Source organism: Geodermatophilus sp. SYSU D01119, from assembly GCF_054049975.1.
In genome coordinates this window covers 125,733-151,710 of sequence record NZ_JBJGYL010000008.1, presented here as the reverse complement: position 1 = coordinate 151,710, position 25,978 = coordinate 125,733, and the positions used below count along the sequence as shown (strand labels likewise).

Annotated in this window: 21 protein-coding genes and 1 tRNA gene; 9 read left to right on the top strand and 13 right to left on the bottom strand. The window is 75.8% G+C overall.

The window, feature by feature from the left end:
- Positions 1-51 precede the first annotated feature (51 nt).
- Together ACI79X_RS08595 and ACI79X_RS08590 are read right to left on the bottom strand one after the other, a co-directional pair.
- Positions 52-1,230: a ribokinase gene (locus ACI79X_RS08595; RefSeq protein WP_457024997.1), complete on the bottom strand. Its 1,179-nt coding sequence runs from the start codon at positions 1,228-1,230 to the stop codon at positions 52-54.
- A 28-nt stretch (positions 1,231-1,258) separates the two neighbouring features.
- The gene (locus ACI79X_RS08590; RefSeq protein WP_457024996.1) at positions 1,259-1,810 is read right to left on the bottom strand and encodes a DUF6328 family protein; all 552 of its coding nucleotides are present in this window, start codon (positions 1,808-1,810) and stop codon (positions 1,259-1,261) included.
- An 89-nt stretch (positions 1,811-1,899) separates the two neighbouring features.
- Between ACI79X_RS08590 and ACI79X_RS08585 the strand changes: the two genes are divergently transcribed.
- The 4 genes from ACI79X_RS08585 (at position 1,900) to ACI79X_RS08570 (ending at position 4,793) form a co-directional block, all read left to right on the top strand.
- Entirely contained in the window at positions 1,900-2,241 is a 342-nt protein-coding gene (locus ACI79X_RS08585) for a DUF3140 domain-containing protein (RefSeq protein WP_457024995.1), read from the top strand.
- 7 nt (positions 2,242-2,248) lie between these two features.
- Positions 2,249-3,019 carry a methyltransferase domain-containing protein gene (locus ACI79X_RS08580; protein WP_457024994.1) on the top strand — a complete coding sequence of 257 codons (771 nt, stop codon included), beginning with the start codon at positions 2,249-2,251 and terminating at the stop codon, positions 3,017-3,019.
- 40 nt (positions 3,020-3,059) lie between these two features.
- A complete protein-coding gene (locus ACI79X_RS08575; RefSeq protein WP_457024993.1) occupies positions 3,060-4,088 on the top strand; it encodes a type III polyketide synthase in 1,029 nt (342 codons plus the stop codon).
- A 66-nt stretch (positions 4,089-4,154) separates the two neighbouring features.
- Complete coding sequence (locus tag ACI79X_RS08570; RefSeq protein ID WP_457024992.1) at positions 4,155-4,793, top strand: response regulator; 639 nt, start codon at positions 4,155-4,157, stop codon at positions 4,791-4,793.
- 21 nt (positions 4,794-4,814) lie between these two features.
- Here ACI79X_RS08570 and ACI79X_RS08565 read toward each other — a convergent pair whose 3' ends face one another.
- From ACI79X_RS08565 to ACI79X_RS08555, 3 genes are all read right to left on the bottom strand, one after another.
- Positions 4,815-6,473 carry a GAF domain-containing protein gene (locus ACI79X_RS08565; RefSeq protein ID WP_457024991.1) on the bottom strand — a complete coding sequence of 553 codons (1,659 nt, stop codon included), beginning with the start codon at positions 6,471-6,473 and terminating at the stop codon, positions 4,815-4,817.
- Between the two features lie 38 nt (positions 6,474-6,511).
- Positions 6,512-6,931 carry a hypothetical protein gene (locus ACI79X_RS08560; RefSeq protein ID WP_457024990.1) on the bottom strand — a complete coding sequence of 140 codons (420 nt, stop codon included), beginning with the start codon at positions 6,929-6,931 and terminating at the stop codon, positions 6,512-6,514.
- Positions 6,932-6,992: 61 nt separating this feature from the next.
- The gene (locus ACI79X_RS08555; RefSeq protein ID WP_457024989.1) at positions 6,993-8,102 is read right to left on the bottom strand and encodes a putative protein N(5)-glutamine methyltransferase; all 1,110 of its coding nucleotides are present in this window, start codon (positions 8,100-8,102) and stop codon (positions 6,993-6,995) included.
- 191 nt (positions 8,103-8,293) lie between these two features.
- Here ACI79X_RS08555 and ACI79X_RS08550 point away from each other — a divergent pair, with 191 nt between their 5' ends.
- Positions 8,294-8,767, top strand: coding sequence for a VOC family protein (locus ACI79X_RS08550; protein WP_457024988.1), 474 nt, complete (start codon positions 8,294-8,296; stop codon positions 8,765-8,767).
- Here ACI79X_RS08550 and ACI79X_RS08545 read toward each other — a convergent pair.
- Positions 8,759-8,829 (bottom strand) — tRNA-Gly (locus ACI79X_RS08545). The two genes, ACI79X_RS08550 and ACI79X_RS08545, sit on opposite strands and share 9 nt — an antisense overlap.
- Before the next feature lie 125 nt (positions 8,830-8,954).
- Between ACI79X_RS08545 and ACI79X_RS08540 the strand changes: the two genes are divergently transcribed.
- Entirely contained in the window at positions 8,955-9,593 is a 639-nt protein-coding gene (locus ACI79X_RS08540; protein ID WP_457024987.1) for a maleylpyruvate isomerase family mycothiol-dependent enzyme, read from the top strand.
- Positions 9,594-9,599: 6 nt separating this feature from the next.
- Here ACI79X_RS08540 and ACI79X_RS08535 read toward each other — a convergent pair whose 3' ends face one another.
- From ACI79X_RS08535 to ACI79X_RS08520, 4 genes are all read right to left on the bottom strand, one after another.
- Positions 9,600-12,299, bottom strand: coding sequence for an ATP-binding protein (locus tag ACI79X_RS08535; RefSeq protein WP_457024986.1), 2,700 nt, complete (start codon positions 12,297-12,299; stop codon positions 9,600-9,602).
- 134 nt (positions 12,300-12,433) lie between these two features.
- Entirely contained in the window at positions 12,434-13,384 is a 951-nt protein-coding gene (locus ACI79X_RS08530) for a methyl-accepting chemotaxis protein (RefSeq protein WP_457024985.1), read from the bottom strand.
- Between the two features lies 1 nt (position 13,385).
- Positions 13,386-13,958, bottom strand: a complete 573-nt coding sequence (locus ACI79X_RS08525) for a PAS domain-containing protein (RefSeq protein WP_457024984.1) — start codon at positions 13,956-13,958, stop codon at positions 13,386-13,388.
- A gap of 113 nt (positions 13,959-14,071) precedes the next feature.
- Positions 14,072-16,807, bottom strand: coding sequence for a S8 family serine peptidase (locus tag ACI79X_RS08520; RefSeq protein ID WP_457024983.1), 2,736 nt, complete (start codon positions 16,805-16,807; stop codon positions 14,072-14,074).
- Positions 16,808-16,964: 157 nt separating this feature from the next.
- Between ACI79X_RS08520 and dcd the strand changes: the two genes are divergently transcribed.
- Entirely contained in the window at positions 16,965-17,546 is a 582-nt protein-coding gene (gene dcd, locus ACI79X_RS08515) for a dCTP deaminase (RefSeq protein WP_457024982.1), read from the top strand.
- On the opposite strand, the gene ACI79X_RS08510 is transcribed toward dcd, so the two are convergent.
- The 3 genes from ACI79X_RS08510 to ACI79X_RS08500 all read right to left on the bottom strand — a co-directional run bounded on the left by ACI79X_RS08510 (position 17,521) and on the right by ACI79X_RS08500 (position 22,266).
- Positions 17,521-18,789, bottom strand: coding sequence for a CynX/NimT family MFS transporter (locus tag ACI79X_RS08510; RefSeq protein WP_457024981.1), 1,269 nt, complete (start codon positions 18,787-18,789; stop codon positions 17,521-17,523). The two genes, dcd and ACI79X_RS08510, sit on opposite strands and share 26 nt — an antisense overlap.
- Positions 18,790-18,848: 59 nt before the next feature.
- The gene (locus ACI79X_RS08505; protein WP_457024980.1) at positions 18,849-19,820 is read right to left on the bottom strand and encodes a DUF389 domain-containing protein; all 972 of its coding nucleotides are present in this window, start codon (positions 19,818-19,820) and stop codon (positions 18,849-18,851) included.
- 154 nt (positions 19,821-19,974) lie between these two features.
- Entirely contained in the window at positions 19,975-22,266 is a 2,292-nt protein-coding gene (locus ACI79X_RS08500) for a (Fe-S)-binding protein (RefSeq protein WP_457024979.1), read from the bottom strand.
- 487 nt (positions 22,267-22,753) lie between these two features.
- On the opposite strand from ACI79X_RS08500, the gene ACI79X_RS08495 reads away from it, so the two are divergent.
- Both ACI79X_RS08495 and dnaK read left to right on the top strand, forming a co-directional pair.
- Positions 22,754-23,806, top strand: coding sequence for a type IV toxin-antitoxin system AbiEi family antitoxin domain-containing protein (locus ACI79X_RS08495; protein ID WP_457024978.1), 1,053 nt, complete (start codon positions 22,754-22,756; stop codon positions 23,804-23,806).
- 265 nt (positions 23,807-24,071) lie between these two features.
- Complete coding sequence (gene dnaK, locus ACI79X_RS08490) at positions 24,072-25,946, top strand: molecular chaperone DnaK (RefSeq protein WP_457024977.1); 1,875 nt, start codon at positions 24,072-24,074, stop codon at positions 25,944-25,946.
- Positions 25,947-25,978 lie beyond the last annotated feature (32 nt).

The window sequence follows — 25,978 nt, the reverse complement described above, 5'->3', positions numbered from 1 at the left end:
ACGTCACCTCGGACCCGTCCGGCCGGCAGGACCGGACGGGTCCGTCCGGCGTCAGCTGCCGGGCGTGTCGGCGGGGCCGTCGCCCATCGGCTGCCCCTCCGCGGGGTCCTCGGCGCGGGGCGTGCGGCCGTCGTCGTCGGCCTGCTCGCCGGCGGGGTCGCCCTCCGCGCGCTCGGGCGTGCGCGGCGGCCGTTCGGGCTCGGTCACGGCGTCCTCCTCGGGTCCGTCCTGGTGGTCGGGAGGGCCTTGCCCAGCCCGGACCGCCGCCGAACCCCCGTCCACCGCACCTCCGTCCGCCTGACCCCCGTCCACCTCGAGTGCCGCGGGGACCCGGGGCAGCAGCCCCTCCACCGCGGCGGCGTCGGGCAGGCCGCCGCGCGCGCCGGGCCCCGTCGTCGACAGCGCCGCCGCGGCCACCGCCTCCCGCACCGCGTCGGCGAGCGCGGCACCCCGGGCGAGGGCCGCCCCGAGGGCGCCGGTGAAGCAGTCGCCGGCGCCGGTGGTGTCCACGGCCCGCACGGGCGGCGGCGCCTGCAGGAGCACCGGGCCGTCCTCCGGCACCACCAGCGCGCCGCGCGCGCCGAGGGTGACGACGGTGGCCGCGACGCCGAGGCCGCGGGCCAGCTGCGCCAGCTCGGCGGGGGAGCGCGGGGCCGGGTCCCCGCCGGCCAGCTGCACGAGCTCGTGCTCGTTGGGCACCAGGACGTCGACGCGCCGCAGCAGCTCCTCCGGCAGCGGCCGGGGCGGCGCCGGGGTGAGCACCACGGTGCCCGAGGCCGCGTCGGCGGCGGCCTGCACGGCCGCCAGCGGGACCTCGAGCTGCAGCAGGACGACGGCGGCGCGCTGCACGGGGGGCACGTCGACGTCGGCCGGGGTGAGGGCGGCGTTGGCGCCCGGCACGACGACGATGAGGTTCTCCCCGCTGCCGTCCTCCACCGGGATGGTGGCCGAGCCGGTCGGCGTCCCCGGCGTCTCGAGGACCCCCGCGGTGTCCACGCCCGCCTCCCGCAGCGCGGCCACCTGGCGCCCGCCCGCGGGGTCGTCGCCGACCCGCCCGACCATGGCGACCCCTCCGCCGGAGAGCCGCCCCGCGGCGGCCGCCTGGTTGGCGCCCTTCCCGCCCGGGGCGAGCGCGGCGTCGCGGCCGACGACGGTCTCGCCGCGGCCGGGCAGCCGCCCGACGGCGACCAGCACGTCCTCGTTCAGGCTGCCGACGACGGTGACGGACACGGGCGACCTCCGGGTGCGGGCGGGGCCCTCATCCTGCGGGCGGCCCGTCCCCCGCGTCGGGGGAGGGGGCGGTCTCGCGCCGGCGGGCCGCCAGGGGCAGCGCGTACCAGGTGACCAGCCCGACGAGGAGCACCGCGCCGCCGCCGGCGGCGCCCGCCCAGCGGCCCAGGACGACGTCGAGGATGAGCAGCACCCCGGAGCTGATGGCCAGCACCAGCAGCGCGAGCCCGGCCAGCAGCATCCGGTCGGCGACGACGATCAGCGCGGCCTTGCGCCGGCGGCGGAAGACCAGCCGGTGGAACGAGACCGGCGCGATGAGCACGACGGTCGCGAGCGCGGTGGCCAGCAGGGTGACGGTGTAGACGGTCAGCTGGACGTCGTCGAGCTCGCGGAACCGCGCGGTGAAGGCGAGGCCGAGCAGGAAGGCGAACAGCACCTGGACGCCGGTGATGGCGACCCGGAGCTCCTGCAGCAGCTCGGCGAGGTTGCGGTCGAGCAGCTGGTCGAGGGTCTCCCCGCGCTCCTGGGCGCTGCGCGCGGCCGACGGCGCGTACCGCTGCCCCGTCCCGTCCACGCTCACGGGGGTGCCCTACCCGCCGCCCGGGCGCCGCACCCGTTTCCCGAGGTCGGCGGCGAGGTACCGGCGGGGGACGCGACCGAGGAGGAGCCGTGGCCGACGACGACCGGGACACGATCGAGAAGGACTTCGACGAGGCGGTCAACATGAGCGCCTCGGAGCTCGAGAAGTGGCTGGACACCGACGAGTCCCAGGAGGTCGGCCAGAAGAGCGGCGGGTCCGGCGAGTCCACCGGTCACGAGATGGGCCGGCGGATCGTCGAGCTGCTGGGCAAGGAGAAGCGCGACCTCGACGACGACGACTACGCCGCCATGAAGAAGGTCCACGGCTACGTCCAGCGGCACATGGCGCAGGAGCCGCAGAAGGAGGACGTCGAGTCCTCCAGGTGGCGGTACTCGCTGATGAACTGGGGCCACGACCCCCTCAAGAAGTAGCCGGCGGGTGCGCATCGGCGACCCGCGGCGCAACGACCTCGCCCAGTACGACGGGCTCGCCGACCAGTGGTGGGAGACGTCGGGCGGGTTCGCGATGCTGCACTGGCTGGCCGCCTCGCGGGCCGGGCACATCCCGCCGGCGGGCGGCCCGGACGCGCTGCTGGTCGACCTCGCCTGCGGCGGCGGGCTCATGGCGCCGCACGCCGCCCGCCTGGGCTACCGGCACGTCGGCGTCGACCTCGGCGCCGCGGGACTGCGCCTCGCCGCGGCGCACGGCGTCCTCGCGGTGCGCGGGTCGGTGCTCGCGGTGCCGCTGCGGAACGGGTGCGCCGACGTCGTCGTCGCGGGGGAGATCCTCGAGCACGTCGCCGAGCACGAGGCGGTGCTCGCCGAGGCCGCGCGGCTGCTGCGCCCCGGGGGCACGCTCGTCGTCGACGCGATCGCCGCGACCCGGCTGGCCGAGCTGGTCGCCGTCCGGATCGCCGAGCGGCTGCCGGGCGGGCCGCCGCCGGGCATCCACGACCCGGCGCTGTTCGTCGACCGGCGCCGGCTGCTCGCGGCCGCCGACCGGCTCGGCCTCGACCTGCGCCTGGTCGGCCTGCGGCCCTCGGTGCGCGACGTCGTCGCCTGGCGGCTCGGGCGCCGCGCCGTCGTCCGGATGCGGCCGCTGCGCACCACCGCGGTCCTGTTCGCGGGCTACGGCCGCAAGCGGGAGGGGACCGGGCCGCCCGGGTCCGGGCGGCGCGGCGTCGCGGCCGCACGTACGGTCGAGGGGTGACCGCCTCCCCGACCAGCCCGTTCACCCGGGGGCCCCGCGGGTGAGCGCCGCCGTGCTGACCGGCGCGGGTGCGGCCCTGCCGGCGACCCTCGACCAGGACGCCGCCTGGGAGGGCTTCTTCGCCCGCCACTACGAGGGCGTCCGGGCCGCGGAGCGGATCTGGTCGAGCGCCGGGGTGCGCACCCGCCACGCGGTGGCCAACCCCGTCGACGAGGACCTCAGCGGGTGGGGCACCGGCGCGCGCATGGCCCGCTACGTCCAGGAGGCGCTGCCGCTGGGCAAGCAGGCCGTGGCGACGGCGCTGGACTCCGCGGGCCTCGCCCCCGGCGACGTCGGCCTGTTCGCCGTCGCCACCTGCACCGGGTACGCCACCCCGGGGCTGGACATCCGGCTGGCCAGCGACCTGGGCATGCCGGCGGGCCTGCAGCGGCTGCTCGTCGGCCACATGGGCTGCTACGCGGCCATCCCGGGGCTGGCCGCGGTGGGCGACTTCGTCGCCGCCCGCTCCCGCCCGGCGGTGCTGCTGTGCTGCGAGCTGACCAGCCTGCACGTGCAGCCGGCGCAGCGGGACCTCGAGCAGGTGGTGGCGCACGCGCTGTTCTCCGACGCCGCCGCGGCCGTCGTCCTCGAGCCGGGCGCCGGGCGCGGCCGCCGGCTGGCCGGCGTCGTCGCCCGCACCGACCCCTCGACCGCCGACCACATGACCTGGGACGTCACCGACCTCGGGTTCCGCATGGGGCTCTCGCCCCGGGTGCCTGACGTGCTGTCCCGGCACGTCGGCGACGTGGTGGCCGAGCTGCTCGACGGCGCCGGCCTGCGCGTCGAGGACGTCGCCGGCTGGGCGGTGCACCCGGGCGGCCCGCGGATCCTCGACGTCGTCCGCGACGAGCTGGGCCTCTCCGAGGCGCAGATCGGCGCCTCCCGGCGGGTCCTCGCCGAGCACGGCAACTGCTCGTCGGCGACCGTGCTGCTGGTGCTGCAGGAGCTCGCCGACGTCGACGGCCCGGTGGTCGCGATGGCCTTCGGTCCGGGGTTGACCCTGTACGCAGCGCTACTGCTGCCCGCGTAACGCGCAGGAGAGCCGTTCCAGGCACTACCCTCTGTGACCGACGTCACGGTCGGAGGGAGGGTGGTCGTGGCAGGTCCGCAGCGTCCTTTCCGCGTCTTCCTCGTCGACGACCACGAGGTGGTCCGTCGCGGCGTGGCGGAGGTCCTGGAGGACGACCCCACGCTCACGGTCGTCGGCGAGGCCGGCACCGTCGCCGAGGCGCTGGCGCGGGGGCCCGCGGTGCGGCCCGACGTCGCGGTCGTGGACATGCGGCTGCCCGACGGCGACGGCGCCGAGGTGGTCCGGGGGTTGCGCGACCGGGTGCCCGGGTGCCGGTTCCTCGTGCTGTCGAGCTTCGCCGAGGACGAGGCGGTGGCCGCCGCCCTCGCCGCCGGCGCCGCCGGCTACCTGGTCAAGCAGGTGCGCGGTGCCGACCTCGTCTCGGCGGTGCGGACCGTGGCGGCCGGCGGGACGCTCGGGGGCACCGGGCAGCCCCAGCGGCCGGGGACCGACCGCCGGCTGTCGGGGCTCACCGAGCAGGAGCGCACGGTGCTCGCGCTCATCGGCGAGGGGCTGACCAACCGCCAGATCGGCGCCCGGATGGGCCTGGCCGAGAAGACGGTGAAGAACTACACCAGCCACCTGCTGGCCAAGCTCGGCCTCGAGCGGCGCACGCAGGCGGCGATCCTCGCCACCGAGCTGCGCGGACGCCGTCCCGGCCGCTGACCGCCCGCCCGCGCGAGGCGCTCAGGCGGGCCGGGGCACCGTCCAGGTCACCTCGGTGCCGCCGGGCCCGCTGCGCACCGCCAGCCGCCCGCCGCGCCGCTGCGCGCGCTCGGCGAGGTTGTCCAGGCCGCTGCGCAGGGGCACCGCGGGCAGGCCGCGGCCGTCGTCGGCCACCGCGACCCCGACGGAGGCCGGTCCCGCGTCCACGGTCACCGTCAGCCGCGACGCCGCCGCGTGCCGGACGGCGTTGGTGACCAGCTCGCGGACCACCGCCAGCAGGTCGTGGGCCAGCGCCCCGCTCACGCCGTCGACGTCGCCCGTGACGTCCACCCGGCACTCGAGGCCGCTGGCCTCGGTGACCCGGGTGACGACGTCGGACAGCCGGAGGCCGAGGTGGTCGGGGGCGTCTGCGGGGTCGTGCAGCTCGAAGATCGCCGAGCGGATCTGCGCCATGGTCTCGTCGAGCTCGTCGACGCTGCGCTCCACCCGGCGGGCGGCGTAGGGGTCGGCCTCCTCCAGGGACCGGGCGATCCGGTCCAGCGACAGCGCGGTGGCGTAGATGCGCTGGACGACGTGGTCGTGCAGGTCGCGGGCGATGCGGTCGCGGTCGGCCTGGACCTGCAGCTCCCGCTCGCGGCGCTGGCTGCGGGCCAGCTCGAGGGCGACCGTCACCTGGGTGGCGAAGGACGTCAGCGCCTCGAGGACGTCGGGGCCGAAGGGCTGGCGGTCGGCCGTGCGCATGCAGACCAGCGTCCCCAGGGACCGGCCGAGCGGGACGACGACACCGGAGCCCATGCCGCGGGTCAGTTCGACGGCGACCTCGGCGTGCCGCCCCCGCTCGGGGTCGGCGCTCATGTCGTCGACCAGCTCCCCGACGCCGCTGCGGTGCACCCGGCCGACGTGGGTGTCCTCGACCGGGATCCGGACGCCCTCCAGCTCGCCGGCGAACAGGCCGGCCGAGGCGAGGATGGTCAGCGCGGCGGGGTCGTCCTCGCGGGCCACGAGCAGGGCGGCGCCGTCGGCGCCGGTGAGCGCGACCACCTGCTGCACGATCGCCTCGAGGACCGCGATGGGCTCCGCGCCCGACAGCAGCGCGGTCGAGACCTCGACGGCCGCCTGCATCCACGCCCGCCGCTGCTCGGCGGCCTCGGCCAGCCGCGCGTTGTCGATCGCCAGGCCGGCGGCCGCGGCCAGCGCCTCCACGGCCTCCTCGTCGGCCGCGGTGAACTCCCCGCCGTCCCGCTTCTCGGTGAGGTACAGGTGGCCGAACACCTGCTCGCGCACGCACACCGGGACTCCCAGGAACGACGCCATCGGCGGGTGGCCGGGCGGGAAGCCGACCGAGGCGGGGTGCGCGCCGAGGTCGGCCAGCCGCAGGGGCTCGGGCTTCTCGACGAGCAGGCCGAGGATCCCCGCGCCGGCCGGGGGGCGGCCGATGCCGGCCCGCACGGCGTCGTCCATCCCCACGATGACGAAGCGGTCGAGCTCGCGGCCGTCGGGGGTCAGCACGCCCATCGCGCCGTAGGTCGCGTCGGCGTGGGCCACCGCCGCCTCGACGATCTCGCGGAGGGTGGCCTCGAGGTGCTCGCCGGCCGCGGCGGCGCGCACGCCGGCGGCCAGGCCGGGCTCGGGGGCCGCGGGCGTGCGGTCCGGGCGGTCCCCGGGGGCGGGCGGGGTCACGGCCCGTCCCGAGGAGGACGCAGGAGGAGACGGGAGGCTCACGCGCCGGAGCCCGGGCGCCGGCCGGGGAAGCGCGGAGGGACCGGCCGCAGCAGGGCGCGGCCGGAGCCGTTCACGAGCACCAGGTCGCCGCCGCGGCCGGCGGTGCCCAGCACGTCGAGCAGCGCCCGCTCGACGGCCACGGTGCGCACCCGGCCGGCGACGCCGGTCTCGGCGACCGCGCGCACCACGGCGGCGTCGGCCCGCGCGAGGGCGGCGGCGCGGCCGGCCTCCCCGGGCGCGTCGACGGCGGCGACCGCGAGCACGGTGCCCTCCCGCCGGGCGGCCTCGCGCAGCGCCCAGGTCAGCGCACGGTCGGCGGCGGGCGTGCCGTCGATGTCGACGACGAACGACGGGACGGGCCGGCGCGAGGGCAGCGGGACCAGCCGGATCGGCTCCAGGTGCGGATCGGCGGCCATGACGGGATCCTCACCCGCACCCATCCGGTCGGACAGGGACCAAGGACCCGACTTACGGAACTCATCCGATCGCGAGGTGCCCGGTGACCACCGTCGTGCCGTCCCCCTCGGGCGGCGCGGCGGCGGCCCGCAGTCCCGCCCGGGTCAGGACGGCGGCCAGGACGGGCGCCTGCTCCTCCCCGACCTCGGCGAGCAGCACGCCACCGGGCACCAGCCAGCCCGGCGCGCCCGCGGCGATGCGCCGGTGCACGTCGAGGCCGTCGCCGCCGCCGTCGAGCGCGCCGGCCGGCTCGTGCAGCCGGGCCTCGGGCGGCAGGAGGGCGAGCGCGCCGGTGGGCACGTAGGGCGCGTTGGCGACGAGGACGTCGACCCGCCCGCGCAGCCGGCCGGGCAGCGCGGCGTAGAGGTCGCCGCCGTGCACCGTGCCGCCGACCGGGGCGAGGTTGCGCCGGGCCCAGGGCAGGGCCGCGGGATCGACGTCGGCGGCGTGCAGCTCGCCGAGCTCCACCGCCGCGGCCAGTGCCCGGCCGACCGCGCCGCACCCGCAGCACAGGTCGACGGCGACCGGCGCCCGGCCGGTGCGCGCCCGGGCGGCGCGGGCGGCGTCCGCGGCCCGGGCGACGAGGACGGCGGTGCGCTGCCGCGGCACGAAGACCCCCGGGCCGACGGCGATCCGCAGGCCGCAGAACTCGACGGCGCCCAGCAGGTGCTCCAGCGGCTCCCCGGCCACCCGCCGGGCGGTGAGCGACTCCAGTTCGCCCGGCGTCGCGGCGGCCTCCCCGAGCAGGCGGGCCTCGTCCTCGGCGAACACGCACCCGGCTGCGCGCAGCCGGGCGACGAGCTCGTCCGTGCCGGCGGGGGAGAGGTGCACGCCGCCAGGCTGCCAGGGCCGGGCCGCGCGGGATGCGCGGTCAGGTCGCCGCGAGGAGGCGGCGCAGCGGCGGCGGGACGGCGCCGGGGTCCAGGTGCTCGACCAGGGCCCGGGCGTACCGGGCCTTGCGACCGCTGGTGGTGCCGAGCCACCGCGCAGCTGGGCCTCCGGACCGCGCCCGCGCTGGGCCGGCTGAGCGCGGAAGGTCTCCAGCGCGCGGGCCTCCCGCTGGGCGGCCACCACCGCCTCGACGCCGGCCACCCCGGCCGCGCGGACGAGCTCCTCCTCCAGGTCGGCCACGCAGGCGAAGAAGCCCCGCGCCGCCAGCGCGCCGGCGTCGGCGGCGCCCAGCGCCCGAGGGGGTCGGGCGCGGTCACCCGCCGGACTGTCCCGGACGGCGCGTCCGGCGCCCAGGACGTCGAGATCCGCCGGGCGGCACCGTCCCGGGGGCGGAGCGGCTCCCCGGGCCGCCCGGCGGACAGGAGGACGGCATGGCCGTGCAGCGGATGGACGACGTGCTCGTCGTCGTCGAGGACCTCGACGCGGTGGTCGCGTTCTTCGAGGAGATCGGCCTCGAGCTCGAGGGCAGGGGCCCGGTGCAGGGGCGGTGGGTGGAGCGGGTCATCGGCCTCGACGACGTCCGCCAGGAGGTGGCGCTGCTGCGCGTGCCCGGCGGTCCCGGGCGGGTCGAGCTGGCGTCGTTCCGGACACCGGCGGCGGTCCGTCACGGGCCGGTGGACGCGCCCGCCAACACGCTCGGCATCCGGCGGGTCATGTTCGCCGTCGACGACGTCGAGGACACCGTCGCGCGGCTGCGCGCGCACGGGGCGCGGCTCGTCGGGGAGATCGCGCGGTACGAGGACCTCTACCTGCTCTGCTACGTCCGCGGGCCCGAGGGGATCGTCGTCGGACTGGCGGAGGAGCTCCGGCGGGGGGAGCCGCCCGGGGACTCGGAGAGCGGGTGACGAGAATCGAACTCGCACTGTCAGCTTGGGAAGCTGATGTTCTGCCATTGAACTACACCCGCGGTGGCCCGGAGGCCGGTCGCCAGCGTAGCAAGGCGCCCGGCGATGAGTCCCGCGGCCGGCGCCGGTCTGTCCCCCGGGAGGGTCAGCCGGCCCGCCCGCCGCCGACCGACGGGAGCGCCCCACCGTGCCGAGGACCGCACAGCAGGACGTGTGGCCCGTCGTCGCCGCCGAGCGCCGGGCGCTGGCCGACGACCTCACCGGGCTGACGCCCGCGCAGTGGGCGACGCCGTCGCTGTGCGCCGGCTGGGACGTGCACGACGTGCTCGCGCACCTGCTCGGCAGCGCGCGGACGACGCCCCTGCGGTTCCTCGCCGGCATGGTGGCCGCCCGGTTCGACTTCGACGCCGCGAACGAGGCCGAGATGCGGGCCGCGCGCGCCGGCGACCCGGAGGCGACGCTGGCCGCGTTCCGCGCCGTCGCCGACCGCCGGACCGGCCCGCCCGCCCCGCGCGACACCCGGCTCGTGGAGGCGTTCGTGCACGGGGAGGACGTCCGGCGCCCGCTCGGCATCCCCTCCGACCCGCCCCGCGACGCCGTCGCCCGGGCGCTGCTCGCGCACGTCCGCAGCGGGGAGGCGACGGGCGGCGGCCGGCAGCGGGTCGCCGGCGTCGCCCTGGTGGCCGTCGACACCGGCCTGCGGCACGGCGCGGGGCCGGTGGCCGAGGGGCCGGTGCTCTCGCTGCTGCTCGTCGCGGCCGGCCGCCGGGCGGCCCTGGCCGACCTCACCGGCCCGGGTGCCGCCGTGCTGGCCGGGCGCCGCTGAGGCCGCTCAGTCCCGCGGGCGCGGACTGCGGATGGTGACGGTCGTGCCCTCCGGGCCGGGCACCGCGGTGACCTCGGCGAAGGCGCTCATCAGCATCGAGCCGCGGCCGCGGTCCATGCTCGACGTGCGCTCCCGCCACTGGCCGGTGTCGTGCACCGCGATCTCCACGGCGCCGTCGTCGACCGACACCCGCACCTCGACCACCGGCTCGCGGGGGTCCTGGGCGTGCTCGATCGCGTTGGTGGCCGCCTCGCAGGTGGCCAGCACGAGGTCGTAGGCGCGGTCCTCGTCGAGCCCGGCGTCGGCGAGGAAGCCGCGCAGGCGACGGCGCAGTGGCGGGATCGACGCCGCCGCGGAGGGGAACCGCCAGGTGGCCCGCCGCGCGCCGTCGGCCGGGCCGGCCGGGACCGGCGGCGCGGCGAGGGCCGGCGCGAGGTCCGCCGCGTCTCCGGTACGGGGCCGCGGGGGCGGCGGCACGGCCGAGGGGGCCGGCCGGTGCGCGGGTGGCGGCGGGAGGGCGGCCCGGCGTCCCCGCGCGCGCTCCAGGACGGCCCGCAGCCGGCCGAGCAGCTCGGCGGACTCGAACGGCTTGGGCAGGTAGTCGTCGACGCCGGCGTCGAAGCCCTCGACGGCGGCCTCCTGGCCGGCGCGGGCGGTGAGCATGACCACCGGGACCTCGCGGGTGCCGGGGTCGGCCCGCAGCGCGTGGAGCAGGCCGAACCCGTCGAGCCCCGGCATCATCACGTCGGTCAGCACGATGTCGGGCCGGGTGGCCCGCGCGTCGCGCAGCGCCTCCACGCCGTCACCCGCCGTCCGCACCGTCCACGACGGCGCGAGCAGCCGGGTGAGGTAGGAGCGCATGTCGGCGTTGTCGTCGACGACGAGGACGGTGCCCAGCGCCTCCTCGGCCGGGGCCGGGCGCGCCCGCCGGCCGGGGGCGTCGTCCCAGGGCGTCAGGGCGGCGGCGCGCACCGCGGCGGGCGTCGACGGCGGCGCGCTGTCGGCGTCGGGCTGACCCCAGGGCAGCCGGACGGTGAACGTGCTGCCGGCCCCCGGCGTGCTCTGCACCCCGACGGTGCCGCCGTGCAGCTCCACGAGCTCGCGCACCAGGGCGAGACCCAGGCCGGTGCCCTCGCGGCTGCGGGCGGGGGAGTCGGTCACCCGGTGGAACCGGTCGAACAGCGCGGGCAGCTCCGCGGCCGGGATGCCCACCCCGGTGTCGGACACGGTGAGCACGACGCCGTCGTCCTCGACGGTCAGCCGCACGGTGATGCCGCCGACGAACGTGTACTTGACCGCGTTGGCGACGAGGTTGAGGACGACCTTCTCCCACATCCGCGGGTCGACGGCGACCGGCCGGGGGAGCGGCGGGCAGTCGACGGTGAGCGTCAGCCCGGCGCGCTCGGCGGCGGCCCGCAGTACGCCGGCGAGCTCGGCGGTGTCGGCGGCGAGGTCGGTGGCCACTCGCACCGCGGCCGTCCGGCCCGCCTCGATGCTCACGAACTCGAGGAGGTCGTTGACCAGGCGCTGCAGGCGCTGGCCGTTGCGCAGCGCGAGCACCAGCTGGTCGTGCGCCGCGGGCGGCAGCTGGTCCCCGGCCTCGTCGAGCGCGTCGGAGATGGGGGCGAGCAGCAGGGTCAGGGGGGTGCGCAGCTCGTGGCTGACGTTGGCGAAGAAGGTGGTCTTGGCCCGGTCGAGCTCGGCGAGGGCCTCGGCGCGGGCGCGCTCGCCGGCGTAGGCCCGGGCGTCGACGACGGCCCCGGCGACCTGCCCGGCGAGCAGCTGGTGGAAGGAGCGGTACTCGGCGTCGAGGGCGCGCGCCGGGCTGACGCCGACCAGCAGCGCGCCCACCGGCTCGCGCCCGGACCCCCCGGACAGGGGGAGGACGACGGCGTCGGTGACCGGGTCGCCGAACGGCCCGCCGGTGATGCCGAGACCGGCGACCGGGACCGCCGCGAGGTCGGGCAGGACGCCGGCCGTCGCGGGCAGCAGGCCGGCGTCGACCCCGCAGGTGGCCGCCCGCTGCAGCCGCCCGTCGTCGTCGGTGAGGTAGACGGCGGCGAACGGGACGTCGAGCGGACCGGTGGCGAGGGCGGCGCACACCTGTGTCGCGAGGTCGTGCTCGTCCTCGCGGCGCCCGCCGGCGCCGGCCACCTCCTGCAGCAGCACCTGCCGCCGCTCGGCGAGCACCTGCCGGGTGACCTCGGTGCAGACGGCGTGCATGCCGGCCACCTCGCCGGAGTCGCCGAAGGCGGGCGCGTGGGAGACGGTGAAGTAGGTCTCCTCGCGGTACCCGGCCCGCTCGAGCTGCAGGAGCAGCTGCGGGATCCAGGACGCCTCGCGGGCGGCCATGGCCCGCTCCACGGGCTCCTGCAGCGCGGCCCAGCCCTCGGCGAGGGTGATCCGCAGGTCGTCGCCGAGCGCGGCCGGATGCTTCGCGCCGATGAGCTCGGCGTAGGCGTCGTTGTAGAACTGCGTGTACCGCGGGCCCCAGGTGAGGATCATGGGGAACCGCGAGGCCAGCACCGTGCGGATGGCGTAGCGCAGGCTCGCCGGCCACGTCTCCACCGGGCCGACCGGCGTCGCCGCCCAGTCGACGGCCGCCATCAGCCGGCCGTTCTCGCTGCCGCCGCCGAAGACGTCGGCGAGGTCGGGCCCCGGTGCCGTGTCCCGGACGCCGGGGCGCGCGGCGGCATCCGGGGCCACGTACACCTCCACGGCACAGCAGCGCCGGCCTGGCGGGGACGGGACGGCGTCGGGACCTGGTGGCCGTTCCCGGCCACCGACTGTGTGCACGGTACATCCGTCCGCCGGCGGTCCGCCGCGACGGTGGGTCGCCCCTATCGGCGCATCTCCCCGAGGAAGCCGATGGCCTCCGACCGCAGCCGCTCGGCCATCTGCGACAGGCCGGTGACGTCGGTGTCGGTGGTGCCCAGCGACGCCGACCCGTCGACGGCCGCGGCGATCCCGTCGACGAGACCGTTCATCTCGCCCACGGTGGTGCCGACGGAGCCGATGACCGCGGTGACCTCGTCGCACGCGGCGCGGATCGCCTCGACCTGCGCGGTGACCCGCTCGGTGGCCGAGGCCGTCTGGTCGGCGAGGTCCTTGACCTCGGAGGCGACGACGGCGAAGCCCTTGCCGGCCTCCCCGGCGCGCGCGGCCTCGATGGTCGCGTTGAGCGCCAGCAGCCGGGTCTGCGCGGCCACCGACTCGATGAGCGCGATGACCTGGCGGATCTCGGCGGACGTGCGGGTGAGCGAGGTCAGCGTGGCCGAGGCGGCGCCGACGGCGTCGGAGGCGGCCGAGGACGCGGTGGTCAGCCCGGCGGCCGAGGCGCTCATCTCGGTGGCCGCCGTCGCCACCTGCTCGCTCATGGCCAGGACGACGGACTCGAAGTCGTCGGCCAGGCGCAGCCGCGAGGTCTGGGCGTCGGTGACCCGGCCGGCGGTCTCGCGCATGGCGTCGCGGGCGGTGTTGATGTCGGTGGCGGCCTGCCGGTAGGCGCCGTTGAGGCCGGTGAGCAGCACCTTGCGGTGGTAGCGGCCCTCCGCGGCGGAGGTCAGCGCGGCGCGGGACTCGCGGACGAACGCGTCGCTCACGTCGAGGGCGCGGTTGACGCCGTGCTGCAGGGCGACGAGCTCGGGGACGTCCTCCGAGCCGGCCACGGGGACGGCGCGGGCCTCGAGGTCACCGCGGGCGGCGGCCTCGCAGGTCTCGGTCAGCCGCTGCACGAAGGCGCGGTAGGCCGCGAGCTCGCCGGCGTCGGAGCGGTTCCGGGAGCGGGCCACGTCAGTTCTCCTCCTGGCTGACGACCGTCCAGATGAAGTCCTCGTAGGAGGCGGCCTGCTCGGCGACGATCCGGTCGAGCAGCTCCGACGACGCCGCGACGGCGGCGCGCGCGTTGGGGTGCCGGCGCTCCTCGGCCAGCAGCCGCTCGTAGAGCGGGCGGATGCGGTCGAGCGCGCGGCGCGAGGGGCGGCGCCGGTTGGAGTGGTAGCCGACGACCGCGCCGTCGGGGCCGTAGGACGGCGTCACGTGGGCGAGCACCCAGTAGTTCGCGCCGTCGGCGGCGAGGTTGTTGACGTAGGCGAACAGCTCCTGGCGGGCGGCCAGGGTGTCCCACAGCAGCTTGAACACCGCGCGGGGCATGTCGGGGTGCCGGATGAGGTTGTGCGGCTGCCCGATGACCTCGTCGAGGGAGTAGGCGCCCACCCGCAGGAACACGTCGTTGGCGTAGGTGATGACGCCGCGCAGGTCGGTCTTGGAGACGATCAGCTCCTCGGCCGCGAAGGTGCGCTCCTCTCCGGTCGGCCGCACGGCCGCGCGGCCGCTGCGGCCGGTCCGGGGGCGGGTGTCGAGCACGCGGTGTCCTCCTGCGTCGGGTGTCCTCCCCGCGGATATCGGCAGGCGGCGTTCCGAGTGCAGCCGGGCCGCCCGGTCCGGGACCTCCGTCCCGGACCGGGCGGTCCGAGGGCTCAGCTGCCGACGACGAGCCCGCGGCAGGAGACGCTGCAGTCCATCGCCCAGAGCGACGCGGGGATCCCGCCGAGGCGAGCCGAGTAGACCAGCCGCTGGCCGTCCGGGCCGGTGCGCGTCCCGGGGGCCGCCGAGCCGCCGCCGGGAGCGGTGCCTCCGGGAGCCGTGCCGCCTCCGGGAGTCGTGCCGCCGTCCGGTGCGGTGCCGCCGCCGGGCTGCGTGCCGCCTCCGGGTGCGGTGCCCCCGGGTGCCGTGCCGGACCCGCCGGAGGGCGGGGTCGCGGAGCCGCTGCCGCCGTCCGGCGCGGGCGCCGCACCGGCTGCGGGGGCCGCCACGTACTCGAGGACGTCCTCGAGCACCTGCGACCGCCCGTCCGGCGCGAAGACCGTGACGTCGTAGCGGCCGGCCACCCGCGCCGGCGTCGTGAACACCAGGGAGGTGGTGTTCGAGCGGACCACCGTCGCGGCGGCCGAGTCGCCGATCCGCACCCGCGCGCCCGGGGGCAGCGCCAGCCCGTTGACCCGCACCCGCGTGCCGCCCGACACCCCGACCGTGACGGGGGTGATCGAGGTGATCCGGAACTGGCCGACGGTCGGGTAGGTGACCGTGCCGCTCCCGGACGACGGCGGGGTGCCGCCGGTGCCGGACGACGGCGGGGTGCCGCCGGTGCCGGAGCCGCCGGTGCCGGAGCCGCCGGTCCCGGAGCCGTTGTCCGTGTCGGGCGTCTGCGCGCCGTCGCCCGGGGTGCCGGAGCCGCCGGTGCCCGAGCCGCCGGTGCCGGAGCCGCCGGTGCCGGAGCCGTTGTCCGTGTCGGGCGTCTGCGCGCCGTCGCCCGGGGTGCCGGAGCCGCCGGTGCCCGAGCCGCCGGTGCCGGAGCCGCCGGTGCCGGAGCCGCCCGTGCCCGAGCCGCCGGTGCCGGAGCCGCCGGTGCCCGAGCCGCCGGTGCCGGAGCCGCCGGTGCCCGAGCCGCCGGTGCCCGAGCCGCCCGTGCCGGAGTCGCCGGTGCCGGAGCCGTCGGCGGGCCGGTCGGGGCCGGCCTCGGCCGCGGCGCCCACCAGCAGCGGGGCCGCCCGGGTGCCGCCGAGTGCGGCGCCGTCGCGGGTGAGCTGGACGGTGAGCACGTACCGCCCGTCGCCCAGCGCGGCCGAGGGCCGCAGCGTCAGGCCGTCGAGCGAGGTCCGGGCACCCAAGCTGAACACCGCCAGGCCGTCGTCGCCGGTGGTCACCGTCGCGCCGTCGAGGCCGATCTCGGCGCCCGACACGGCCCACACCTCGCCCTCGTGCTGCATCCCGAGCCCCAGGGTGACGCTGAACGTCCCGGGCGCCGTCGTGCCGCTCACCGCCACGGCCGGGCTGACCACGCCGGCCGGGGCCGACATGCCGGTGAACGTGTAGTCGACCGAGTCGAGGACGCGCTCGGCGAGGCCGGTCAGCGACAGACGCCCGCCGCTCACCGACCGGCCGCGGAAGGCGGCGACCGGGTCGGTGTCCTCGAGCAGCGCCCGCGTGAGCTCGGCGATCGTGGCGGCGGGCATCGCGGCGCGGTACAGGGCCAGGGCGGCGGCCACGTGCGGCGCGGCGATGGACGTGCCGCCGACGAGGCGGTAGCCGCCGTCGTTCCAGGTGGTGGCCACGAGGTTGCCGGGAGCGAACAGGTCGACCGAGGTCGCGCCGTACGCGGAGGAGGGGGTGCCCGTGTCGGCGGCGGTGCTCGACCCGACGGTCACCAGGTTCGGCTCCGTGTAGCTGGCCGGGTACACGGGGTTGGTGTCGCGGTTGCCCGCGTCGTTGCCGGCGGCGGCGACGACCAGGACCCCCTTGGACCCCGCATAGGCGATCGCCGAGCGCACCGCCTCGTACGCGGAGCCGGTGAACTGCCCGCCCCACGAGGCGTTGACGACGTCCGCGCCGTGGTCGGCGGCGTACCGGATGGCCTCGGCGCCGAGGTACGCGTCCACGCCGCTCCCGCTGCCGATGACCAGCGGCATGATCGTCGCGTCGGGCGCGACGCCCGCGATGCCTCGGCCGTTGCCGGCCCGCGCGCCGATCGTCCCGGAGACGTTCGTGCCGTGGGTGCCCTGCGAGCCGTTGTCCACGTCGGCGGAGTTCGTCACGAAGTTCCAGCCGTGGCAGTCGCCGGCCTTGCCGTTGCGATCGGCGTCGACGGTGCCGCACGGCTCCGCGGGATTGGTCCACAGCGCACCGGCCAGGTCCTCGTGGTCGGAGTCGAAGCCGGTGTCGACGACGGCCACCACCGTGCCCGCGCCGGTCCCGACGTCCCACGCGTCGGGGGCGTCGCTGTCGGCGTCGGCCACGGCGGCCTGGTTGTAGGCGTTGGTCCCCGTGTTCTCGAGGTTCCAGCCGTACTGCACGCCGTAGGGGTCCGTCACCGTGCCGAACACGGGCACCGGCGGCGAGAACTCGACCGCGGAGACGCCGTCGACCGACGCGAGGTCCGCGGCGCCGAGTCCGTCCGCGGCCACCAGTGCGCGCCCGTCGCTCAGCCGCTGTGCGGTCGCCACGCCGTCGAGGGCCTCCAGGGGTCCCAGCAGCGCGGCGGCGTCGCCGCTCTCCGCCGTCACCACGTAGCGGTCGAGCCCGTCGCCGGGCCCGAAGTCCTCGGCGACGGGCAGCGCCGGCGCGGCCAGCGCGGTGTAGGCCGCGGCGCCGGCGTAACCGACCACCACGGCCGACACGAGCACGGCTGCCTGCGTGCGCCTGCTCAGGGTGGACACGTCCGCCTCCCTGCCGGCCCGGGTCCTCCGCCCGGCCGGCGGCCGGCTCTCCGATGGGCCGGCACGAGGTCCTCGGCACCGCGGCGGGCGGGGTGGAGCCGGCGGCCGCGGGAGGAACCCGGAGGGGTGAGGCGCCGTGCTCCTTAGACTCCGCGCCATGCTGCTGTCCGACCGCGACATCCGCGCCGCGATCGCCGAGGGGCGTCTCGGCATCGAGCCGCACGACGCGGGGCTGGTGCAGCCCTCGAGCATCGACGTCCGGCTCGACCGCTACTTCCGGGTCTTCAACAACGCCCGGTACACCCACATCGACCCCGCCCAGCAGCAGGACGACCTCACCACGCTGGTCGAGCCCGACGGCGACGACCCGTTCGTGCTGCACCCGGGCGAGTTCGTGCTGGGCTCCACCCTCGAGGTGGTGACCATCCCCGACGACCTCGCCGCCCGCCTGGAGGGCAAGAGCTCGCTGGGCCGGCTGGGGCTGCTCACGCACTCGACGGCGGGGTTCGTCGACCCGGGGTTCTCCGGCCACATCACGCTGGAGCTGTCCAACGTGGCCAACCTGCCCATCACGCTCTGGCCGGGCATGAAGATCGGCCAGCTGTGCCTGTTCCAGCTCACCTCGTCGGCCGAGCACCCCTACGGCTCGGCGGTCTACGGCTCCCGGTACCAGGACCAGCGCGGCCCGACGCCGTCGCGGTCCTTCCGCAACTTCACCCGCGCGCAGACGCGCCGCTGACCTCCGCCGGCGACCAGCCGGGCACCTCGTCGTCGACGAAGCGGTCGCGGGTGACCAGCCAGCCGGTGACGGTCAACCCGACCGTGGCGATGCCGACCAGCACGAACATGCCGGTGTAGCCGCCGGTGGCGCCACGCAGCACGCCGACGAGCAGCGGGCCGGTGCCGGCGACCACGTAGCCCCAGCCCTGCGTGACGGTGGAGAGCGCGGCGACCGTCTCCGGGGTGCGGGCGCGCAGGCCGATCAGCGCCAGCACCATGCTGAAGGTGCCCATGCCGACGGCGAGGACGCCCATCCACAGCCAGGGCAGCGTGCGCGGGGCCAGCCACAGCCCCGTCCAGCCGACGGCGTAGCAGGCCATGAAGCCCAGCAGCAGCGGCCGCTGCCAGCTCTGCCGCACGGTGAGCGACGGGACGACGGCGTTCACCGGGATGACGACGATCGAGTTGATCCCCAGCAGGAGGCCGGCGGTCGCGGCGCTGAGCCCGGAGTCGCGCAGGTACTGCGCCGACCAGCCCATGACCACGTAGGCCTGCATCGCCTGCAGCCCGAAGAAGGCGGCCATGGTGAGGGCGAGCGGACTGCGCGCCAGCGGGCGCATCCGGACCGAGCGGTGCGCGGCGCGACCGGTGCCGGGCTGGCGCGGGACGAGGAACCACGGCACCGCGGCGGCCAGGGCCAGCACCGCCCAGACGCCCAGCGCCCAGCGCCAGCCGGACGGGCCGACGGCGGCGGCGATGGGCGCGGTGCTCACCGCGGCGACGGCGCCGCCGATGGCCATGCTCGCGCTGTAGGCGCCGATCAGCAGGCCCGTGCGCCCGGGGAACCAGCGCTTGACCAGGCCGGGCAGCAGCACGTTGCCCAGCGCCCCGCCGACCATGGCCAGCACCGTGCCGGCGAGGAAGAGCGGGAACGCGTCGACGACGGCCCGCAGCACCAGCCCGGCGGCCATGGTGAGCAGCGCGCCGGCGAGGACGTGCGCGTCCCGGAAGCGTGCGGCCAGCGGCGGCCCGGCGAAGCCGATCGCGGCGAAGCACAGCACCGGCAGCGTCGTCAGCACGCCGGCGGCGGCGCTGGACACGCCGAGGCCGCGCTCGATCTCCTCGAGCACCGGGCCGACGGTGCTCACCGCCGTCCGCAGGTTGGCCGCCGTCAGCACGATGGCCACGGCCACCAGCACGAGACCCCGCCGTCGGTCCACGGTGTCGCGGTCGGTCGGCGGCGCGGCGGCGGTGCGGGTCACCCGTCGATGGTGCGCCCCGCCCGGGCGCCTCCTCGCATCGGGTGCAGCATGCAACCGCCTCACACGCGCAGCCGGGCGCCGTCCGTCCGCTCCAGGCGCGGCACGACCTGCGGCACCCGCCGCCAGAGCGCCCGCTGCAGGGCCAGGGTGACCACGGCGGCGAGGAGGATGCCGGCCAGGTTGATCCCCAGCTGCGCCGCCGCGCGCCAGAACTCGTCGCCGCCGCCGAGGGCCAGCGCCACCGCCATGTCGGCCGCCGCGGGGACGGTGGTGACGGAGATGAAGACGCCGACGAGCGCGCCGCTCTTGGCCGAGGTCAGCGACAGCACCCCGGCGATCCCGGCGAGCACCGCGACGACGACCGACCAGCGGTCGGGCCGGGTGATGAAGCCGGTCTGCGGGCGGTCCATGGCGAGCACCTCGGGGCCGAACCAGCTCAGCCCCCGGCCGGCGAGGGTGACCAGCGCGGTGACGCCGATCGCCACGAGGAAGCCGACGACGAGCGCCCGCGTGGCCGCGCGGGCGATGCCGCGGCGCCGGTGCACGAGCGCCACCGCCAGGCCGGCCAGCGGCGCGAACTCCGGCCCGAGCACCATCGCCCCGATCACGAGGATCGCCGAGTCGTTGACGATCGCCACCGCCGCCAGCAGCGTCGCGATGGTGAGGAAGGCGAGGTAGGAGACCGACAGCGACGAGTCGGCCGCCGTCGTCCGCACGACCTGCTCCCACACGACGGCGTCCGAGCCGTCGCCCGGCGCCTGCTCCTCGGCCCGCTCGGCGCTGGCGGACACGGCGGTGTCGACGGCCTCGATGGTGATCCCGCCGTCGCGGTCGACGTGCAGCTCGCGCAGGCCCGCCACCAGCGCGTCGGCGGACTCGCGGGCGACGTCGGCGAGGAACAGGTCGCCGGGCGGGTCGAGCGAGGAGCCGGGGAACACCGCCAGGTGCGCCGTCCCGGGGCAGCGCTCGAAGAGGTCGCGGACGTCGTCGGTGCGGTCAGGCGGGACGGTGACCCTGAGGTGCAGCAGCACGACGCGTGTTCTACCGGAGCACGGGCCCGCACAGACGACGGACGCCGCCGGCTGACGGCCCCCTGCCGGGCCCCACCGCGAGCGTGCGAGTGGTGGGGGGCAGGGGGTCCTTCCGTCGCCGACGGCGTCCGTCGGGGTGGTGCGGTGCTGCGGACTAGGCCTGGCCGTGCCCGGTGGCGGCCGAGCCGGTGCCGGCGATGTCGTCGTCGGCGGTGCCCACCTCGGCGCCGTGCTCGGTGCCGGGCGTGCCGACCGGGGCCATCGAGCGCAGCAGGATCTGGCTGACGTCGAGGACCTCGACGTGCTCGGCGGCCTCGCCGTTCTGCTTCTTCGACGTCAGGGCGTCCGAGAGCATCGTGATGCAGAACGGGCAGGCGGTGGAGATGACGTCCGGGTCGAGGCCGAGGGCCTCCTCGGTGCGCTCCACGTTGATCCGCTTGCCGATCTTCTCCTCCATCCACATGCGCGCGCCGCCGGCGCCGCAGCAGAAGCCGCGGTCCTTGCAGCGGTGCATCTCCTGGGTGGAGAGGCCCTGCACGCTGTCGAGGATCTCCCGCGGCGGCGTGTAGACCTTGTTGTGCCGGCCGAGGAAGCACGGGTCGTGGTAGGTGACCTTGCGGTCGACCGGGGTGACCGGGGTGAGCCGGCCCTCCTCCACCAGCTGGCTGAGCAGCTGCGTGTGGTGCACGACCTCGTACTCGCCGCCGACCTGCGGGTACTCGCGGCCGAGCGAGTTGAAGCAGTGCGGGCAGGTGGTGACGATCTTGCGGGTGCCCGGCACGCGGCCCTCGAAGACGCCGTTGAGGGTCTCGACGTTCTCCTGGGCCATCATCTGGAACACGAACTCGTTGCCCATGCGGCGGGCCGGGTCGCCCGAGCAGGTCTCCCCGGAGCCGAGGACGGCGAACTCGACGCCGGCGGTGTGCAGCAGCTCGGCGACGGCCTTGGTGACCTTCTTGGCGCGGTCGTCGATGGCGCCGGCGCAGCCGACCCAGAACAGGTACTCGACGTCGTAGGGCAGCGGGCCGTCGGCCATCCGCACCTCGAAGTCCATCTCCTTGATCCAGTCCTCGCGGGTGCTCGGGCTGACGCCCCAGGGGTTGCCGCGGTTCTCGAGGTTGCGCAGCATCACGCCGGCCTCGGACGGGAAGTTGGACTCGATCAGCACCTGGTAGCGGCGCATGTCCTCGATGTGGTCGACGTGCTCGATGTCGACCGGGCACTGCTCGACGCAGGCACCGCAGTTGGTGCAGCTCCACAGGACGTCGGGGTCGATGACCCCGCCCTCCTCGAGGGTGCCGACCAGCGGGCGGTGCGCCTGCGCGTCGTTGGTGCCCTCGATGCGGGCGTAGCCGGAGGACCAGACCTGCTCGTCGCTGGGCTTGAGGATGTCGTAGTCCGGCGCGGTCTCCGACGCCGTCTTCTCACCGAGCAGGTACGGGGCCTTGGCGTACAGGTGGTCCCGCAGGTCCATGATCACCATCTTGGGGGACAGCGGCTTGCCCGTGTTCCAGGCAGGGCACTGGCTCTGGCACCGCCCGCACTCGGTGCAGGTGGTGAAGTCGAGCATCCCCTTCCAGGTGAAGTCCTCGATCTTGCCGCGACCGAAGACGTCGTCCTCGCCCGGGTCCTCGAAGTCGATCGGCTTGCCGTTCGAGGTCATGGGCTGCAGCGGGCCGAGGGCGACGGAGCCGTCGTCGTTCCGCTTGAAGTAGATGTTGAAGAAGGCGCTGAACCGGTGCCAGGCCACGCCCATGTTGAGGATCCGGCTGATGACGACCAGCCAGGTCAGCGAGACGACGATCTTCACGAAGGCGACGATGCTGAGCAGGTCGGGGCTGTCCGGCAGCACGGTGGCCAGCAGGCCGGAGAACGGGTGCGACCAGGCCGGCGCATCGGTGAGGTCCGAGGAGATCTTCAGCGCGCGGATCAGCAGGATGCAGACGCCGACGGTGAGGACGACGGCCTCGACGAAGTAGCCGCGGCCCTCGTTGGAGCCGGCGAAGCGGCTGGTGCGGCCCTGCCGGCGCGGGTGGTCCTTCTGGCGCCGGTAGATCAGGTACAGGATCCCGAGGATCGTGCCCGTGCCGATGATGTCGGCGAAGAGGTTCCACAGGCTCCACTCGCCGATGAGCGGCAGGTGGAACGCCGGGTCCCACACCTCGCCGAAGGCCTCGACCAGCGTGAGGAACAGGCCGTAGAAGCCCACGAAGACGAACCAGTGGGCGGCGCCGATGGCCGACCACTTGAGCATCCGGGTGTGGCCGAGCGACTCGACCACGAGCGTCTTCAGCCGTGGGCCGACCGGCCCGTTGCGGGTGGAGTCCGGCTGGCCGGTGCGGATGATCCGCACCATGGCGCGGACGGCCCGGTAGGCGAAGACGACCGAGACGATGAGGAACAGCACGCTGATCGTGCCGAGCACGATCTGCAGGGGGCCCGTCATGATTCCCTCTCCCCACGCCTCGCGGCGTCGGTTGGCTCCGTCCGCCACGGACGGCGAGAGGGGTCTCGCCGCCGTCACCGGTACGTGTGACCGGCGGCGGATCGTGCGCGGGCGCCTGTGCCCGCGCAGCCCAGCACGATAGCTGGCCGGAGGTCAGGTTACTCGTCGGTAACCGGGTGCGCCGCGCCCCGTCGGGGTGGCTCGTCGCCGTGCCGGAACACCTCGGTTCGAGCGGCTGACCTGGCTGTTTGGCTCCGTGCAACAGAACCGACGCCTGTTCCACGACGACCGCCGCCGTCGCGGAGGTGACCCGGCTCACGCCCCGCCGCGCCGGCGACATGATCAGGCGGCCTGATCGTGTCGCCTCCTGGCTCGCGGTCGGCGGTGTTCCAGGAGGCGTTGCGGTGAGCCAGGACCTCGTCCGGGCGGCGTCCACAGATCCCCGTGGTCGTCACTGCGGGCGTGCCGCACGCCGAACACTCCGACCATGGATCCTGAGCTGGCCCGGGTCGCCGAGCAGCGGTTCGGCGTCTTCACCTCCCGAGAGGCCGCTGCTGCCGGCTACCGCCCCGACGAGATCCGGGCGGGGCTGAGCGCCCGCCGCTGGTGTCGTCTGCGACGTGGCGTGTACATCCGGGCGCGGGACCTGCTCGAGGTGTCGCAGGACGAGGGGCTCCGCCACGCCGTCGACTGCCACGCAGTGGTCGTGTCCCTCGGCGCGGGGCCCGTCGTCAGCCACGACTCGGCCGCGAGGCTGCACGGGATCGTCCTGCCCCGCGACGCGGAGCGGGTCGTCCGGTTGACCGACGAGGGACAGTGGCGGCGGGGGCGCGGCTACGTCGTCGCCCGCGCGTCCCTGACGGCCGTCGAGGTGGGCCGGCTGTACGGACTTCCTGTCACGACACCGGCGCGGACGCTCGTCGACTGTGCCCGCGAGTGGCAGTTGACGGACTCCGTCGTGGCCATGGACGCTGCGCTGCACCGGCGTCTCGTCAGAGCTGCGGACCTGCGAACGGCGGTGCTCCGCGCGACGCACTGGGTCGGGATCGGCGACGCTGCCCGGGCCCTCGGTCTCGCCGACGGTCGCGCGGAGTCACCGCTGGAGACCCGGGGGCGCCTGGCGCTGATGGCCGCGGGGCTGCCCGCTCCCGATCTCCAGGTCGAGGTGCACGGTCCGCGCGGCTTCGTCGCCCGCGTGGACGGCTGGTACGAGGACGCTGCGGTCGCCGTCGAGTTCGACGGACGGGTGAAGTACGCCGATCCCCGCGAGGGCCTCGATCCCGGGGAGGTCCTCTGGCGGGAGAAGCGGCGTGAGGACCAGCTGCGGGAGCTGGGTGTCCGCGTGCTCCGGCTGACCCAGGCCGACGTCGTCCCGCGTGCCCGCGCCGACCTCCGTGCGCGCCTGGCCGCGCTGCTCGCCGTCCCTCATGTGGGGCAGCGGCGGTTCGCCGTCGCCCGTCGTGCCGGCGAGGACATGACCGGTCCCGGTGGGATGGGCGCCGGTGAGGTGGACGACGCGGGCGCCCAGCCGGCTTCCTAGCTCACCGTGGCGCGTCCTGGCTCACGGTCGGCGGTGAGCCAGGACGCCGCATGATCAGGTCGCCTGATCATGCGCGCGCCGGCGTCGGTGTGTGGGCCACGTCACGGGGGAGGGTGAGGGGAGGCCGGGGAACACCGCCCGCGGGTCTGCCGTTACGGTGGGCAGGAAAGTTGAGCGGACCCGGCGCAAGGCGGCCGGAGGGCCCTCGACCGACCCCCAGCAGACCAGCGCACCACCCCACGCACACGGAACAGGAGCCAGCTCCATGGCACGAGCGGTCGGTATCGACCTCGGCACCACCAACTCCGTCGTCACCGTCCTGGAGGGCGGCGAGCCGACGGTCATCGCCAACAGCGAGGGCTCGCGCACCACGCCCTCGGTCGTCGCCTTCGCCAAGAACGGCGAGGTCCTCGTCGGCCAGTCGGCCAAGAACCAGGCCGTCACCAACGTCGACCGCACCATCCGCTCGGTCAAGCGCGAGATGGGCACGACCTGGAAGACCGCCGAGATCGACGGCAAGCAGTACACGCCGCAGGAGATCAGCGCCCGCGTCCTGCAGAAGCTCAAGCGCGACGCCGAGACCTATCTGGGCGAGCCGGTGACCGACGCCGTCATCACCGTCCCGGCCTACTTCGAGGACGCGCAGCGCCAGGCCACCAAGGAGGCCGGTGAGATCGCGGGCCTCAACGTCCTGCGCATCGTCAACGAGCCCACCGCGGCCGCCCTGGCCTACGGCCTGGACAAGGGCGAGACCGAGCAGACGATCCTCGTCTTCGACCTCGGTGGCGGCACGTTCGACGTCTCGCTGCTCGAGATCGGCGAGGGCGTCATCGAGGTGAAGGCCACCGCCGGTGACAACCACCTCGGTGGTGACGACTGGGACGAGCGGATCGTCAAGCACCTGGTGCAGACGTTCAACGCCCAGAACGGCATCGACCTGTCCAAGGACAAGCTGGCCATGCAGCGCCTCCGCGAGGCCGCCGAGAAGGCCAAGATCGAGCTGTCCGGCGCGCAGTCGACCAACGTCAACCTGCCCTACATCACCGCCGGCGCCGAGGGCCCGCTGCACCTCGACGTCACGATGACCCGCGCCGAGTTCCAGCGCCTCACGCAGGACCTGCTCGACCGCACCCGCGCGCCGTTCAACCAGGCGATCCGCGACGCCGGCATCTCCGTCGGCCAGATCGACCACGTCGTCCTGGTGGGTGGCTCGACCCGCATGCCGGCCGTCAGCGACCTGGTCCGCGAGCTGACCGGCGGCAAGGAGCCCAACAAGGGCGTCAACCCCGACGAGGTCGTCGCCATCGGCGCCGCGCTGCAGGCCGGCGTCCTCAAGGGCGAGGTCAAGGACGTCCTGCTCCTCGACGTCACCCCGCTGTCCCTCGGCATCGAGACCAAGGGCGGGATCATGACCAAGCTCATCGAGCGCAACACCACGATCCCCACCAAGCGCTCCGAGATCTTCACGACGGCCGACGACAACCAGCCGTCCGTGCAGATCCAGGTGTTCCAGGGCGAGCGCGAGATGGCGATGTACAACAAGAAGCTCGGCATGTTCGAGCTGACCGGTCTGCCGCCGGCGCCCCGCGGCGTCCCGCAGATCGAGGTCGCCTTCGACATCGACGCCAACGGCATCGTGCACGTGTCCGCCAAGGACCTGGGCACGGGCAAGGAGCAGTCGATGACCATCACCGGCGGCTCGGCCCTCCCCAAGGAGGACATCGAGCGGATGATGCGCGACGCCGAGGCCCACGCCGAGGAGGACAAGCGCCGCCGCGACGAGGCCGAGACCCGCAACCTGGCGGAGTCGCTGCAGTACCAGACCGAGAAGTTCCTCGCGGAGAACGGCGAGCGCATCCCGGCCGACAAGAAGGAGGAGCTCGGCGAGGCCCTGACCGAGCTGCGCTCCGCCCTCGGCGGCTCGGACATCGCCGCGATCAAGTCGGCGCAGGAGAAGGTCGCGCGCATCTCGCAGGAGGTCGGCGGCGCGCTCTACGCGCAGCAGGCCGAGGGCGGCGCGGCCGGTGACGGCGCCCCGGGCGGTGCCGGAGCCGCCGGTGCCGGCGCCGGTGGCGCCACGGCCGCCGACGACGACGTCGTCGACGCCGAGATCGTCGACGAGGACACCGACCGCCGATGAGCCAGGGGGACGAGCAGCCGCGGGTCGTGATC